We start from the raw sequence: 15,085 nt of genomic DNA, 5'->3' as shown, positions 1-15,085 counted from the left end.
TAAAAAGGTATTTTTATAACGAAAAAGACCCTTTACTTTCTCTTTAAATTCCAGCATATTTATACATATATACTTTTGTAATTTAATAGATATATTGGAAAAATAAATACGAAACATTTACATAATTAGGGGGATTTATTAATGAAAAAAAGGCAGCTCGCTTTATCTCTAGGCACCATTGTTGGCGGAACATTCTTATATCAAGCTTCAGCTGAAGCATCTGCTTCAACTGTTCAAGTGAAAGCTGGAGATACCCTTTGGTCATTATCTACCAAATATCATACAACGGTAGAAGCTTTAAAAAGCATAAATAAGTTATCTTCAAATACAATTCGCATAGGACAAAAGTTATCGATTCCTTCTGCTTCAACCTCTCAACCATCTAATAAGGAAGAAAAGCCTTCAGCTCCTGCTAATGGTTCAACCTATAAAGTTCAAAGCGGCGATACCCTTTGGAAAGTTGCTACTCGTTTTAATATGAGCGTAGAAGAATTAAAACGTTTGAACGCTCTTTCTTCCAACATCATTTATATTAACCAAACGTTAAAAGTAAATGGAAGCAACAGCGCATCGACTCCAACTACGAGTAAACCAGCAGAAACTCCTTCTAAGGATGCAAACGGAACTTACAAGGTTCAGCATGGAGATAGCCTGTCTAAAATTGCTTCGGCATTTCACATGAGCGTCAGCGAATTAAAACAAATAAACGGATTAACGTCTAATACGATTTATGTAAATCAACAATTAAAGGTATCAAAAAGCAGCCAAACAACCAAGCCAACAACAACAAAACCAAGTACATCCACACCTTCAACTTCTAACGGAACATTAAATGTATCGCAAATGATTTCAGATGCAAAACGTTATATAGGCGTTCCTTACAAGTGGGGGGGGACAACTCCTTCTGGCTTTGACTGCAGCGGATTCATTTATTACGTAATGAAACAACAAATTTCTACAACGCGCTATACGACGGCTGGTTATTGGAGTGTATCAACATCCGTAAGTAATCCACAGCCTGGAGACTTAGTGTTTTTTAATACATACTCTAGCGGTCCTACACATATGGGCATTTACCTTGGTAATCGTCAATTTATTCATGCTGGATCTTCTACAGGTGTAACCATCGCGAGCTTAGATAATAGTTACTGGAGCCAACGCTACTTAGGCGCAAAACGTTTTGCTAAATAATTAATAAAAAGGTCTCTTTTGAGACCTTTTTATATACAGCAAAAAAACCGTTAAATGATTTAACGGCTGAAATAGAGGAATAGTTCGGGGATAGTGAATACTTTAATTTTCTCTCTTGAGAACATAGAAAGAGCCTTGCTCTTAAAGAGGATCTATCTTCTATTATGATAGATAAGGGGGAATTAAAACCTTAGCTGAACTAATCACCCCCTTTCATACTAGATAACTTTATTCTTCTTGTTGATTTGAACTAAATGAAGAAGAACCGGATGGCTTTCCACTTAAAAATTTAACAGCGTCAGCCACAACGTCGGTCATATATACTCGTTGCTGAAGATTATTTTCAAATGCGCGCGTTTGTACATGCCCTACCACACCTACAACCGCTCCTTTATCACAGTAAGCAGCTGTATTTTCTGCATTTTTTCTCCACAGAGTAATGTTGACAAAATCAGCATCATATTCACCTTCAACATTTCGAAACGTTCGATTAATTGCTAAAGTAATGGTAGATACTGCAATCCCTTCATGGGTATATCGAAGCTCCGGTTTTTTTGTCAGTCTTCCTACAAGAACAATATGGTTAATCATAGTCTACCACTCCAACTGATTGAATAATGGGAATCTTTAAGCTCATTCATGTTATAATATGGATAACCTACTCTTTACGTAAAGGAGGAAACATCAATGAAAACATTTAAACTTGTGTCATTTCAATTGGTTGATGATCAAGAAAAGCGTCAGTCTGTCTCACTAACTAATGGCCTTATTATTAATAGAGAAGACGGCGAAAATAACTGGATTTTAGAAGCAGTTATCGATAAGAAATGGTACGATGAATTTCATTTTTTGTTGAAAGATAAACAAAAAGTGACGGTAGAAGCTAAAATTACGAAAGAAACAAATGATCCGGCTACTTTTATAGCTACCGTGGCTTCCATTACTTCAATTGGTGAAAATCGTATTAGTTTGTTAATGAAAGGTGTTTTAAAAGAACGGAGACTTCATTATGCTGAAATGCTCTTAGAGGATTTAATTAACCAAGGGTTGTCAGGTCAAGATTTACTTCAACAGTTCAAACTGCAGCTTCGAAATAGAACGATAAAAAGTACATCTAAAAAATAAGTCAAGTCATCTCAAGGTGTCTGGATTTAAAAGAGAGGATTATTGTTTTGCGGTCTTTTTCTTTGGTCCATGAGAAGGATAAAGAAAAGATAATTCACTGGAGAAGTACTTTTCTTTTTTTCCTAAAAATAAATGAGCACGACTAGAATGTTTTAAACGATTATCTCTTATGCGAGCACCTTGCCTTTTCAAATAAAAATTTGTCATTTTTTTCACTCCTTTTTCTTTGTAATTCGTATATTAATGCATTTTTCCCCGTTATTCAACCATTTTTTTCAATATACCGAACAAAAAATAGGATTTTTTTACTATAAAAACCTCTATTTTTGTTCTTTTTTTTATATCCATGCAGAAAAATGAATCTTTTTAGAGAAAAAAAAGAAATAAAAACAGGTTTTATTCCCTTTATTGAAGAAAGTAAAGTATATATGTTTCATATTGTGCGAATTTAGCATATTAGAAAGAATATGAACTACATTCGAACAATAAGATATATACTTATCTTTACGAAATCAGGTGATGTATATGAAGGGTTTTGGAGAAAGAATTAAGCATTTCAGGCTAAAAGGAGGACTTTCACAAGAAGAATTAGCAAATCAATTAAATGTTTCTCGTACAACTATTTCGAAATGGGAATGTTCGAAACAAACGCCTTCCATTTTTGACTTTCTATCTCTATGTAATTGTTTTCAAGTTACGCTAGACCAACTTATTGAGCCTTCCTCTTATAAACAAGATCATTTACATGATTTCCAACTTCTTTACTTAACAAGAAAACGTGAATCTGATTCACACGACGATGCAATTTTAAAACTCATAGATAAACAGCCCTCATTGAAAAATTTGCTCTTACAATTTTCATCTCTGTCACCACCCCTTCAGAAAGAGTTGCTAACGGATATTATACCTTTATTAAAGAAACTTTTTTCTGCTTTGCAGCGCCAATAAAAAAAGCTGCATCAGCAGCTCTTATGTACTATTCTTTTTTATCGCCTAAAGCAAACATAATATCTGTTTCGCAGACTAACTCTCCATCTACAGTTGCGATACCTTTTCCTTTGCCAATAGATCCACGCGCACGTACAATTTCCACCTCTAAACGCAGTTGATCGCCAGGTCTTACTTGCTTTTTAAAACGGCAGTTGTCAATGCCTGCAAAAAATGCTAAACGTCCTTGGTTTTCTTCTTTTTTTAGCATGGCTACTGCTCCTACCTGAGCCAAAGCTTCTACAATTAAAACCCCTGGCATCACAGGATAGTCAGGGAAATGCCCATTAAAAAATTCTTCATTGGCAGATACGTTTTTTAAACCAACTGCTTTTTTTCCCTCTTCCACTTCTAAAATACGATCGACCAATAAAAATGGATATCGGTGTGGAATAATTTCTTTAATTTGTTCAATATCAAGCATAAATAAGTCTCCTTTCAAACCGCATGTAACATACGATACTATTATCAATATACAGAATGCTCAATTGAGAAGCAACTACTTGCTTAAGCTCTGATTCCATTCACCAAGCCCATCATTTGGTCTGCAATTGAAATAGAGCGGGAATTAAACTGATACGCACGTTGAGCAATGGACATATCGGTGAGCTCTTTACTCAAATCTACATTTGACTGTTCCAATTTCCCTTGCTCTATGCCTGCTGTGTTTCGAGCTTTTCCAGTTAAATCTGTAAACATATTCGGTTGATTCATCCCTGCTGGGAAGGCAAATAAATTTTCTCCTTTAGCTTCTAGCATCTGCGGCTTTTGGACATTTGTTAACCCAAGCGTAAACTGGTTAACACCCGTGTTTGTAGTAACCGTTATCGTTCCACTTCCATTAATTTGTATATCTTTGAACGCTTTACTAAAAATAATAGATTGGCCATTGTCTCCTAGTACATCCTGACCAGACCCGTTTACTAACTTAACATTGTTCGGGCCTTCAGGGCTAAGGTGAAAAGAACCATCTCGCGTATATTGTACAGGCTGTTTGGAATCGTTTACTGCAACTTGAAAATAAACGTTTGGATTTGATGAAGCTACATCTAATAGTTTATCTGTATTCTGAAAAGCACCTTGCGTCATATTCAAGCTCGTTTGATCTAAATAAGCGCCTGTGCCTTGCCGAATTCCGGCTGGCGTAAGCCGCTTTTCTGTTCCCTTATCTCCTTGATTGTTTACTTGTTGATACAGCATATCATTAAATGAAGCATCTCTCGATTTATATCCTGTCGTATTTGTATTAGATAGATTATGACTAATTACATCAAGCTGCTGCTGCAGCTGTCCCATCGTATTGGCCGCTGTTATCATTGTACGGTTCATCCTTCTCATCTCCCTTGTTGCTTTTAGCGCACACGCCCAATTTCATTTGCCGCTTTATCCATACTTCTATCGTAAGCTTGCATTATTTTTTGATTTGCTTCAAAAGCTCTGTAAGCCGTTAGTAAATCAGTCATACTTTGAGTAGCATCTACATTGGAACGTTCAACAAATCCTTGATTTAACTGATAAGAAATTCCTGGATTATTCTGTGCTGAAGGCAAGGGCTGATTGTTCAGCGTTTCATACAATCCATTCCCTGCCTTTTTAATAGTTTGTAAATCACTAGCATAAGCAATATCGATTTGTGCAATCTGCTGATTATTTTCCGTTACGTTACCTTGTGAATCTACTGTAAAGTTTTCACTTTTCAGTTGAATTGGTTGATTATTTGTACTTAATACATAAGCTCCGGTAGACGTAGTTAAAAACCCTTCTTGATCTAATGTAAAATTACTGTTTCTTGTATATTGAGGCGTATTGTCAGGGCTTTGTACCACAAAAAATAGTCCGCCCTCTTTTGTAGGCATATTTTGCTCCATCAATGCAATATCAGTTGATTGAGATGTTTGCTGAAGATCACCTTGTGTAAAATTTGGAACTGTTTCTTGCATATACACACCCGTATTAATCGTACCTATGTCCTTTTTGTTCTGAACAGAGATGTTACGGTCAGTGGGTAAATCTTCAGACTCCATTCGTTGCAGTAACATATCAGGAAATGCCTTTAACGTACCTTGATCTGCTTTAAATCCTGGCGTATTAGCATTTGCTATGTTATTCGTTAATAAGTCAGTTTGACGCTGCTGAGACAGCATACCTGCTGCTGCCGTGTAAAACCCTTTAAACATACTTCATCCTCCTTACAAGTAAACGTTGTTCGTTATAGCCGGCTAACAGAGTATAGATAAAAGAAGAGACTCCTCTGTATGAAACGAGCCAATAGAGGAGTCTTCATTTATTTAAACAATACTGCGACGAGATAGTTTATCAATATTATCGAGCATAATACCTGTTCCAACAGCTACACAATCCATCGGATTTTCTGCAATTAGCACAGGCACCTTTAATTCTTCCGCTAACAGCTGATCCATACCGTGAAGCAATGCTCCGCCGCCAGTTAAAATAACGCCTCTATCTATAATATCGGCAGAAAGTTCGGGAGGTGTACGCTCTAATACACTTTTCGACGCTTGTACAATGACGCTGACAGACTCTCTAAGTGCCTCCTCTACTTCTTCAGAATATACAGTAACCGTGCGAGGTAGGCCTGAAACCATGTCTCTCCCTCGAATGTCCAGCTCTTCATTACGAGCTTTAGGAAACACCGTACCAATTTTCACTTTAATTTCTTCTGCTGTACGCTCTCCAATTAAGAGCTTATATTTCTGCTTAATGTACTGCAAAATTTCGGCATCAAAACGATCACCAGCCATCTTAATAGAAGCTGCTGTTACGATATCGCCCATTGAAAGGACAGCCACATCGGTTGTGCCTCCACCAATATCTACGACCATATTTCCGCTCGGCTGAAAGATATCCATTCCAGCGCCAATAGCCGCGACTTTTGGTTCTTCTTCCAAATAAATGGTTTTTCCACCGCTCTTTTCAGCAGCTTCGCGAATTGCTTTTTGTTCAACAGAGGTAATATTTGTTGGACAACAAATTAAAATGCGAGGTTTGGATAAAAAACCTTTTACATTTAATTTATTAATAAAGTGTTTGAGCATAGACTCTGTAATTTCGAAGTCAGCGATAACACCATCTTTTAAGGGACGAATGGCAATAATATTACTGGGCGTTCTTCCTACCATACGTCTCGCTTCTTCTCCTACTGCTAGCACTCTATTTGTATTTTTATCAATCGCCACAACAGACGGTTCATTTAACACAATTCCTTTGCCTTTAACGTGAATTAAGACGTTAGCTGTACCTAAATCGATACCAATGTCTTTTGCTAACATACCTTAAATCCTCCTTCTATTTACATATCTTTGCATGATAACCATTCTTTTTTCCTAATTTACTATTTTATCACAATTTGTATATGTATGTTGTTATTAGCAAAAATATTTATTATATACCTATTTTATCCAAAAATTAAAATGCCCTATACTACCTCTATAAAAAAGGCAATATCGGGCATTTTTTTACTTTACAGTTTCTTCTTCCTTTTTGTACTTTAATTTTGTTGCTTCTCCTCCACGCAAATGCCGAATAGATTTATGGTAATCAAGAATTTCTTTTACTTCATTTGCTAATTCAGGATTTATTTCTGGTAGACGCTCTGTTAAATCTTTATGGACAGTACTTTTCGAAACGCCAAATTCTTTCGCAATTACACGAACTGTTTTCTTTGTTTCTACAATATACTTTCCAATCTTGATAGTTCTCTCTTTGATGTAATCGTGCACACTACTCGCCCTCCCCAAATTGGATATGAGAAGTATCCAAGGGAATGTATATATTATCCCTTTTCTAACATTCTCTTTATAGGTTTGTAACAGTTTATTAGCTTGTGTGCAGATATATGCTAGAAAAGTCAGTAAGGACAAGTGATTTCTTATATTTTTTTGAAAATTTAGTGTTTTTTATTTACTTTTTTAACATAATGCATCTCATTTTAGAAAAATTCATAAAAAAAGAAGCTCGGTTTTACCCAGCTTCTTTTCGTATTTATGGTCTTGCCTTATGCATTTGGTTTAGACGTATCTGTTGAAGGTTGTTTTGAATCTTTATCTTCTTTAGTCTTTTCATCAGATGATTTTTCGCTATCCTTTGATTCTTCAGAAGAAGAGTCGTCTTTTGGTTCTGTCACTTCAGCTGCTTTTACTTCTTTGATAGAACTAACAGATTTCCCAAAATAACTGCTTGGATTAATTGCTACACCATCTTTACGAACTTCAAAGTGCACATGTGTTTTTGCTTCTTGATTATATAAGCTTTTTCCAGCTTTTGCGATCGTTTGGCCTTGTTTAACAATATCTCCTACTTCTACATCAGCTTTCTCAAGAGATTGATACTGTGTTACTAAACCATCTTTGTGATCAATTTCTACTACATAACCTAGTAAAGGATCTTTTGTTGCTTTTGTTACTGTACCGCTAGCTGCTGCTACAACATCAAATGATTTATCTCCCTTAACAGCTAAGTCAACACCTGTGTTTGGATGATACGTATTGTTGTAGAAAACTAGTGCTTCTTCTTGTTGTTTTTCAGATGCTTGATCGTCGTAGAAAGGCTTTTTCACGATAGCCGATGCTTCACTAGCAACTGGCATTTTTAAATTTTCAAGCGAAGCATTTACCTCTACAGCGTCGTCTCGATAAGCTGTACCGTCTTGGCTATAGCTGCTTTTGTCTTCTTTGCTAATATCATTTCCATTAGCTTGAAACCAAAGGACTGCTGTAAGAATAATTGCTGCACTCGCTAAATAGATAGCCGGGAACACCCAACGCTTTCTAACTAATTTTTGAACTTTCGATTTTGGAGAAGTACGTTTCTTTTCTTCCTCTCTCATATATCATCACCTCAGCAATCAGTCTGAACACAATTGAATGAATATATACACAGCGATAAAAAAATTTTTTCGATTATTTTTCAACAGATGAATCTAAAATATACATTTTATTTAAAAAAAGCGAAAAACATAAAAAAAGACCCTGCTATAAGGGTCTTTGAATTAGCGTTTAGCTGTCAATTGTGCAACAAACTGATCGTTAGGAGTAATCGCAACACCTGTATAATAATGAGTAACAATATCTTTATACGTTTTTCCTTCCAGTGCCATACCATTTGCTCCGTACTGACTCATCCCAATACCATGTCCATATCCTTTTGTGTTGATGATAATTTCATTACCTTTTTTTGTCCAATGAAAGTCGGCTGACGATAAACCCAGTTTTTCCCGAACATCTTTTCCCGACAGTTCTTTACCGTTTATCTTTACGTAATCTACGCGTTGCCCGGGCGTTCTAGAGACGATTTCACCTACTGATCCACTGTTTGTTAATTTCACTCCAAGCCTCTGTTCAAAGCTAGCAACAGACATTACTTTCTGATTTGTAAATTCAGGAGACTTTTTATCCCATGGACTAGCCACACTTTTTAGATAAGGAATGGAATTCTTCCAATACGCTTCTGAATTTTCAGTGTAACCATTGCTGGTAGAAAAGAACGTAGCATTAATTGGCTTATTTTTGTACGTAAGAATTTGACCTTGGGTATCCTTCACTGCTTCTTGAATTTTTTTGATTTTCCAATCATAGTCTTTGTTCCATCTGCTTCTTAGCTCATCTTTATTTAAATATACTTGGTACTCTACGGTATCAGTCACGTCCGCTCCTTGGGGAGGATGACTATTTCCATTCATCATAGTTTGCACAATATAGGTTCTGGCTGCCAAACTTTGAGCCTTAAGTGCTTCAAGTTCAAAAGTAGCAGGCATTTCAGCTGCTACTACCCCTACAAGATAGTCTTCGAGCGGCAGTTTTTCTACTTTTTTCGTTTCCGTACGATAAACACTGACGTCAAGGGGAGACGCTGTCACTTTTTGTAGTTTTTCGGTTTTTGGGGTCTGTTTGACATTTTCATGTAGCTTTCCATCTGTCTTTTCAGTAAAAGGAACAACGAGAAGTGTTGGGATGAGTAACACAACGAAAAAAAAGATGACTCCTAGTACGACGATTGGCTTTGCTTGTTTCATGAACGCCTAGCCTCCATATCTATTATTTTGACAAGGAACACCTATATCCTTATATTCCATATGTATGGAGGTGGACAACCTTTTATGACAGCAAACCGGCCATAAGGGTCGTCCAACGACAAAAAAAGCATCTCGCCATGAGATGCTTTTTTTATGACATATTTACTTGACGTCTGAAGCCTGTTGAGTTTGTTCTACTTGCTTTGTTTCGTCATTTACACGTTCAATATCAGCGCCTAAAGCGGCTAATTTATTGTGGAAATTTACATAACCACGATCAAGGTGTTTTAATTCCGTTACACGCGTATAGCCGTCTGCTACAAGTCCTGCTAATGTTAACGCTGCTGCTGCACGAAGATCTGTTGCTGCTACTTCAGCGCCTTGTAGTTGAGAAGGTCCGTTAATAATAACAGAGCGTCCTTCAATTTTAATATCAGCGTTCATGCGGCGAAACTCCTCTACGTGCATAAAGCGGTTTTCAAAAACTGTTTCTGTAATCATACTTGTGCCTTCTGCTGCTAATAATAATGCCATCATTTGAGACTGCATATCCGTAGGGAACCCTGGATGAGGCATTGTTTTAATATCTACTGATTTTAGCTTTTCAGGGCCTACAACACGTAAGCCGTCGCCTTCTTCAGTAATTTCAACACCCATTTCTTCCATTTTAGCAACAAGTGAACTGATGTGCTCTGCTACTGCACCGCGTACAAGTACGTTTCCACCTGTAATAGCTGCTGCTACCATGAATGTTCCAGCTTCGATGCGATCTGGAATAATTGCATGTTCTGCACCATATAATTTATTAACACCTTCAATACGGATCGTACCAGTTCCTGCACCGCGAACTTTAGCGCCCATTGCATTTAAGAAGTTTGCTAAGTCGACAATCTCAGGTTCTTTTGCTACATTTTCCATAATTGTAGTGCCTTCCGCTAATGCTGCTGCCATCATAATATTTTCTGTGGCACCTACACTTGGGAAGTCTAAATAAATTTTAGCACCTTTTAGTCTTCCTTCAACTTTTGCATCAATAAAACCATTTCCTACTTGAACTTTAGCACCCATTGCCTCAAAGCCTTTAAGATGCTGATCAATCGGTCTTGATCCAATCGCACATCCGCCAGGTAAAGCTACACGAGCCTCACCTGTACGCGCCAATAAAGGACCCATTACAAGTACTGAAGCGCGCATTTTTCTTACATATTCAAAAGGTGCATCTGTTTTTAACTCTCTTGATGCATCTACAACTACACGATTTGTTTCAAAATCTACTTCTGCATTCAGATGTCTTAAAACTTCGCCAATCGTAAATACATCGGAGAGAGCTGGTACATCATTTAGAATTGTTTTTCCTTCACTAGCTAATAAGGTTGCAGTGATAATAGGTAAAACGGCGTTTTTTGCTCCTTCAACTTTAACTGTACCGCTTAATCTATTTCCACCGCGGACGATGATTTTTTCCAAGGTATTCCCCTCCGCGTCCATTTTCTCTATATTAATATTCAGACGTAATGATAGGTGTGCCAACAACTATGGTTGTTTGACCGCCCATTCTTGTCTTGCGTAATGCAATTTGTAAGTTCATTTCCTGCTTTTTCGTTTGAAGAGCTTCTTTCCACAGTCCAGTATATGCTGAAACAGAGGTAAATGACTCTTCCACTAGAGATTCCACTGGTTTAGCATTGAAAGCTCGTAATAGGTCTTGAATTTCAACAGACAAAACACTTTCCATCTTATCATTGATTTCCCCTGTTGCACAAGAGAAAATTATGGGTTCTGATAGGAAAATTTTTTCATAATTTGTCTGAAATACATTTTGAAAATGGGTCATATTTTTTTCTTTTAAACCTTGTCCCGTTACATGATACGATATGTACGCATTGCTGTGTTCATCGATCGCATAAGTTAACAGAATGACTTCGTTCACATCTTCACTTTTGCGTGTACCTATTGCTTTCCATAGGTCTCTTTCCCTCTTCACTTCCCATTTAAAACCTCTAAAATTACTTTTGATACTTTTAGCTTGCGAATAAAAGTTTTTTTGGTCAGTAACAGCTTTTACTTCTTCTCTTGCATACAACGATACTTCAGTTAACGAAACATGTTGCTTATTTAAGGTGTGAACAATCTTCTCAATAGTAGTTTCATTGTTTTGGGCATTGCTCACATAACTTCCATGATATACGAATAAGCCAGTAATGAAAATAGCCAAAAAGACACTAATTTTTTTAAACATTTCGCCACTCCCTCTCCGTACTCATCAGTCTTTCCAGAAGGCGATGATACATACATGAAAAGGGTCGTCATATTTAGACATAGCGACATACATTAGCGTATAAATTCGTATATCTTCAATGAATGAACGCCTATTTTATCATAGACTCATAGCTTACCAATCATTGAAAAAATGAGGGAATGCGCTGTGACCAAAATAAATAATCCAAAAAGAAATTACTTACTGTTGATGAAATCGTAATGGTCAATAAAATAAGCATTAATTTTGCTTGAAACACATGATTAGGTTTCATCAGCTTTTCAATTTGAAAGCCTTGCAAAGCATACCAAGTAATCACAATAAAAATCAAATGTGAAATCATGGTTAGTAAAGTTTGCTGTTCAATTCCTCCAAACAATAAAAGCACTCCTTTTAAACACCATATGAAAAGAAGAGACGATCATCGTCTCTTCTTTTCATATTAAAGCACACTTATGCAAATTCGTAAACGGTAACATGAAAAACATTTATTTTATTCCCTATTTTAAGATCTTTTTCCATTATTGAGCAAAATAACGAAAAGGGATGCGCTTAGTTAAATGGGATATATAATAATCGATGAATACTATTTGTTCTTCCTCTTTTATATAATGGAGCAAAAAAGCCCTCTCATTCGTTTGAGAGGGCTTTTTTTAGAACTTACGCTGACTAATATCTAAACGATTGACTGCCCGTTTTAAGGCAATTTCGGCACGCTTAACATCAACGTCGTCTTGTTTGCTATCAAGGCGCATTTCAGCGCGCTTTTTCGCTTCTTCTGCACGAGCTACGTCAATCTCTTCAGCTGTTTCAGCAGCTTGTGCAAGAATTGTTACTTTGTCAGGTCTTACTTCAAGAAATCCTCCGCTAACAGCCACAAGTTCTGTACTGCTTGCTTTCTTCAAGCGGACGGCTCCAATTTGTAAAGGAGCAACCATCGGAATATGGCCATGTAAAATACCAAGCTCACCGCTCTGTGCTCGGGTACTTACCATTTCCACTTCTGATTCGTAAACTGGGCCATCAGGAGTCACTACACTGACATGGATTGTCTTCATTTAAAAAACCTCCTATGTCCCTTAAATTAAACTTCTACTCCCATACGTTTCGCATTTTCAATAACTTCTTCAATGCGACCAACTAAACGGAACGCATCTTCAGGTAAATGATCGTATTTACCTTCCAAGATCTCTTTAAATCCTTTAACAGTTTCTTTTACAGGAACATAAGAACCTTTTTGGCCTGTAAATTGTTCTGCTACGTGGAAGTTTTGAGACAAGAAGAATTGAACGCGACGAGCACGTTGTACAATAAGTTTATCTTCATCAGATAACTCATCCATACCTAGGATTGCAATGATATCTTGTAACTCTTTATAACGCTGTAACGTTTGTTGAACTTGACGCGCAATTGCATAGTGCTCTTCTCCAACAATTTCAGGAGATAAAGCGCGAGATGTAGATGCTAATGGATCTACCGCAGGATAAATACCCATCTCTGATAATTTACGCTCTAAGTTTGTTGTTGCATCTAAGTGAGCAAATGTTGTCGCTGGAGCTGGATCCGTATAGTCATCGGCTGGTACGTAAATCGCTTGAATCGATGTTACAGAACCTACGCTTGTTGACGTGATACGCTCTTGAAGCTGACCCATTTCTGTCGCTAATGTTGGCTGATAACCTACTGCTGATGGCATACGGCCAAGTAATGCTGATACTTCTGAACCCGCTTGTGTGAAACGGAAGATATTGTCGATAAAGAATAATACGTCTTGACCTTGTTCGTCACGGAAGTATTCTGCCATTGTTAATCCTGTTAATGCAACACGCTGACGTGCACCAGGTGGCTCATTCATTTGTCCAAATACCATAGCCGTCTTCTTAATAACACCAGAATCTGTCATTTCATGGTATAAGTCATTACCTTCACGCGTACGCTCACCTACACCAGCAAATACCGAAATACCGCCGTGCTCTTGAGCAATGTTATTGATTAATTCTTGAATTAATACTGTTTTACCTACACCGGCACCACCGAATAGACCGATTTTCCCACCTTTAATGTAAGGAGCTAATAAGTCTACTACTTTAATACCTGTTTCAAGAATTTCAGCTTGTGTAGATAGGTTTTCGAACTTTGGCGCTTGACGGTGGATTGGATCACGACGTGCACCTGCATCGATTGGCGCGTCTAAGTCGATTTTTTCACCTAATACGTTAAATACACGACCTAACGTAACGTCACCAACTGGTACTGAGATTGGTGCACCTGTATCTTCTACTTCTAATCCACGAACTAAGCCGTCAGTGGATGACATTGCTACTGTACGAACTGTGTTATCACCTAAGTGAATCGCAACTTCTAATGTTAATTCGATTGCAACTTCACTCGCACTGCTCGGTTTATGTGAAATTTTAAGGGCGTTATAAATTGCCGGAAGGTGTCCGTTGTCAAACTTTACGTCTACAACTGGACCCATGATTTGAGTAACGCGTCCTTTTGTCATCGTGTTCCCTCCTAACTTGCTTTTCCATTAAACTTTCTATTCTAACGCTGCCGCTCCGCCAACAATTTCCGTAATTTCCTGGGTAATTGCGGCTTGACGTGCACGGTTATATGACAATGTAAGATTATTGATAAGATCTTTCGCGTTGTCTGTTGCACTTTTCATTGCTGTCATACGCGCAGCATGCTCACTTGCTTTTCCATCAAGTAGGCCGCCGTAAATTAAACTCTCTGCATACTGAGGAAGTAACACTTCTAAAATCTCTTCTTGAGATGGTTCAAATTCATAACCAACAAGTTTACCAGAAGGTTGAAGATCTGTTAGAGGCAATAGCTTCTTCTCTGTCACTTCTTGTGAAATCGTATTGATAAAGTGATTATAGTATAAGTAAAGTTCATCAAACGTACCGTCCGCAAACATTTGAACTGTTTGTGAAGCAATTCCTTGAATATCAGCAAAAGCTGGCTGATCTGCTAAGCCTGTGATTTCAAGCAAAACTGGAATATCGCGTTTTACGAAGAAATCTCTCCCTACTCGTCCAATTGCAATCACACCGTATTCATCAGGCGATTGATGGCGTTCTTGAATGGCTTGAGATACTTTCCGCAAAATATTACTGTTATATGCTCCTGCTAGACCACGATCTGAAGTGATTACGATATAACCAGTCTTCTTCACGCTGCGCGCAGTTAACATTGGATGTGAAGCGCCTCTGCTGCCTAGGGCTACGCTTGAGACTACCTCTTGAATTTTTTCCATGTATGGAACAAACGATTTTGCATTTTGTTCCGCTCTATTCAGCTTTGCAGCTGAAACCATTTCCATTGCTTTCGTAATCTGGCTCGTTTTTTTCGTCGATGTGATTCGAGTTTGTATATCACGTAATGATGCCAAAGGTTTCACCACCTTGTTTTAGAAGATCACGTGGTATGAAAGGTGAACAAACGTTCACCTTCACCTTATTGAAAGATTGTCTTAACATACCATG

At 37.5% G+C, this 15,085-nt stretch carries 18 protein-coding genes; 3 read left to right on the top strand and 15 right to left on the bottom strand.

Annotated features, from left to right (window positions below):
* The first annotated feature begins 141 nt into the window (after positions 1–141).
* Complete coding sequence (locus M3225_RS21815) at positions 142–1,191, top strand: C40 family peptidase (protein WP_251397189.1); 1,050 nt, start codon at positions 142–144, stop codon at positions 1,189–1,191.
* A 228-nt stretch (positions 1,192–1,419) separates the two neighbouring features.
* Here the strand turns inward: M3225_RS21815 and ssb are convergent, their stop codons facing one another.
* A complete protein-coding gene (ssb, locus tag M3225_RS21810; RefSeq protein WP_251397186.1) occupies positions 1,420–1,782 on the bottom strand; it encodes a single-stranded DNA-binding protein in 363 nt (120 codons plus the stop codon).
* A gap of 96 nt (positions 1,783–1,878) precedes the next feature.
* Here ssb and M3225_RS21805 point away from each other — a divergent pair, with 96 nt between their 5' ends.
* Positions 1,879–2,316 carry a YwpF-like family protein gene (locus tag M3225_RS21805; protein ID WP_251397183.1) on the top strand — a complete coding sequence of 146 codons (438 nt, stop codon included), beginning with the start codon at positions 1,879–1,881 and terminating at the stop codon, positions 2,314–2,316.
* 39 nt (positions 2,317–2,355) lie between these two features.
* On the opposite strand, the gene M3225_RS21800 is transcribed toward M3225_RS21805, so the two are convergent.
* Positions 2,356–2,523, bottom strand: coding sequence for a hypothetical protein (locus M3225_RS21800; protein ID WP_251397180.1), 168 nt, complete (start codon positions 2,521–2,523; stop codon positions 2,356–2,358).
* Positions 2,524–2,841: 318 nt separating this feature from the next.
* Between M3225_RS21800 and M3225_RS21795 the strand changes: the two genes are divergently transcribed.
* Positions 2,842–3,264, top strand: a complete 423-nt coding sequence (locus M3225_RS21795) for a helix-turn-helix domain-containing protein (RefSeq protein ID WP_251397177.1) — start codon at positions 2,842–2,844, stop codon at positions 3,262–3,264.
* Between the two features lie 28 nt (positions 3,265–3,292).
* On the opposite strand, the gene fabZ is transcribed toward M3225_RS21795, so the two are convergent.
* The 13 genes from fabZ to M3225_RS21730 all read right to left on the bottom strand — a co-directional run bounded on the left by fabZ (position 3,293) and on the right by M3225_RS21730 (position 14,991).
* Positions 3,293–3,727: a 3-hydroxyacyl-ACP dehydratase FabZ gene (gene fabZ / locus M3225_RS21790; RefSeq protein ID WP_013059788.1), complete on the bottom strand. Its 435-nt coding sequence runs from the start codon at positions 3,725–3,727 to the stop codon at positions 3,293–3,295.
* Positions 3,728–3,810: 83 nt separating this feature from the next.
* Positions 3,811–4,632: a flagellar hook-basal body protein gene (locus M3225_RS21785; protein WP_251397174.1), complete on the bottom strand. Its 822-nt coding sequence runs from the start codon at positions 4,630–4,632 to the stop codon at positions 3,811–3,813.
* 23 nt (positions 4,633–4,655) lie between these two features.
* Positions 4,656–5,480 carry a flagellar hook-basal body protein gene (locus M3225_RS21780; protein ID WP_251397170.1) on the bottom strand — a complete coding sequence of 275 codons (825 nt, stop codon included), beginning with the start codon at positions 5,478–5,480 and terminating at the stop codon, positions 4,656–4,658.
* A gap of 111 nt (positions 5,481–5,591) precedes the next feature.
* Positions 5,592–6,593: a rod shape-determining protein gene (locus tag M3225_RS21775; protein WP_251397167.1), complete on the bottom strand. Its 1,002-nt coding sequence runs from the start codon at positions 6,591–6,593 to the stop codon at positions 5,592–5,594.
* Between the two features lie 186 nt (positions 6,594–6,779).
* The gene (spoIIID, locus tag M3225_RS21770; RefSeq protein ID WP_013059792.1) at positions 6,780–7,043 is read right to left on the bottom strand and encodes a sporulation transcriptional regulator SpoIIID; all 264 of its coding nucleotides are present in this window, start codon (positions 7,041–7,043) and stop codon (positions 6,780–6,782) included.
* Positions 7,044–7,318: 275 nt separating this feature from the next.
* Positions 7,319–8,149, bottom strand: a complete 831-nt coding sequence (locus M3225_RS21765; protein ID WP_251397164.1) for a M23 family metallopeptidase — start codon at positions 8,147–8,149, stop codon at positions 7,319–7,321.
* Positions 8,150–8,311: 162 nt separating this feature from the next.
* Complete coding sequence (gene spoIID / locus M3225_RS21760; RefSeq protein WP_251397161.1) at positions 8,312–9,334, bottom strand: stage II sporulation protein D; 1,023 nt, start codon at positions 9,332–9,334, stop codon at positions 8,312–8,314.
* A gap of 162 nt (positions 9,335–9,496) precedes the next feature.
* Positions 9,497–10,801, bottom strand: a complete 1,305-nt coding sequence (gene murA, locus M3225_RS21755; RefSeq protein WP_013059795.1) for a UDP-N-acetylglucosamine 1-carboxyvinyltransferase — start codon at positions 10,799–10,801, stop codon at positions 9,497–9,499.
* Positions 10,802–10,832: 31 nt separating this feature from the next.
* Positions 10,833–11,573, bottom strand: a complete 741-nt coding sequence (locus tag M3225_RS21750) for a YwmB family TATA-box binding protein (protein ID WP_251397158.1) — start codon at positions 11,571–11,573, stop codon at positions 10,833–10,835.
* Positions 11,574–11,733: 160 nt separating this feature from the next.
* Positions 11,734–11,970 carry a DUF1146 family protein gene (locus M3225_RS21745; RefSeq protein ID WP_013059797.1) on the bottom strand — a complete coding sequence of 79 codons (237 nt, stop codon included), beginning with the start codon at positions 11,968–11,970 and terminating at the stop codon, positions 11,734–11,736.
* A 274-nt stretch (positions 11,971–12,244) separates the two neighbouring features.
* Entirely contained in the window at positions 12,245–12,649 is a 405-nt protein-coding gene (locus M3225_RS21740; protein WP_013059798.1) for a F0F1 ATP synthase subunit epsilon, read from the bottom strand.
* Between the two features lie 26 nt (positions 12,650–12,675).
* A complete protein-coding gene (gene atpD / locus M3225_RS21735) occupies positions 12,676–14,097 on the bottom strand; it encodes a F0F1 ATP synthase subunit beta (protein ID WP_251397155.1) in 1,422 nt (473 codons plus the stop codon).
* Positions 14,098–14,133: 36 nt separating this feature from the next.
* Positions 14,134–14,991, bottom strand: coding sequence for a F0F1 ATP synthase subunit gamma (locus M3225_RS21730; protein WP_251397152.1), 858 nt, complete (start codon positions 14,989–14,991; stop codon positions 14,134–14,136).
* Between the last annotated feature and the right edge of the window lie 94 nt (positions 14,992–15,085).

Source organism: Priestia aryabhattai, assembly GCF_023715685.1.
GTDB lineage: Bacteria > Bacillota > Bacilli > Bacillales > Bacillaceae_H > Priestia > Priestia aryabhattai_B.
The sequence above is the reverse complement of the archived record's forward strand: the minus strand, read 5'-3'. Positions and strand labels throughout refer to the sequence as shown.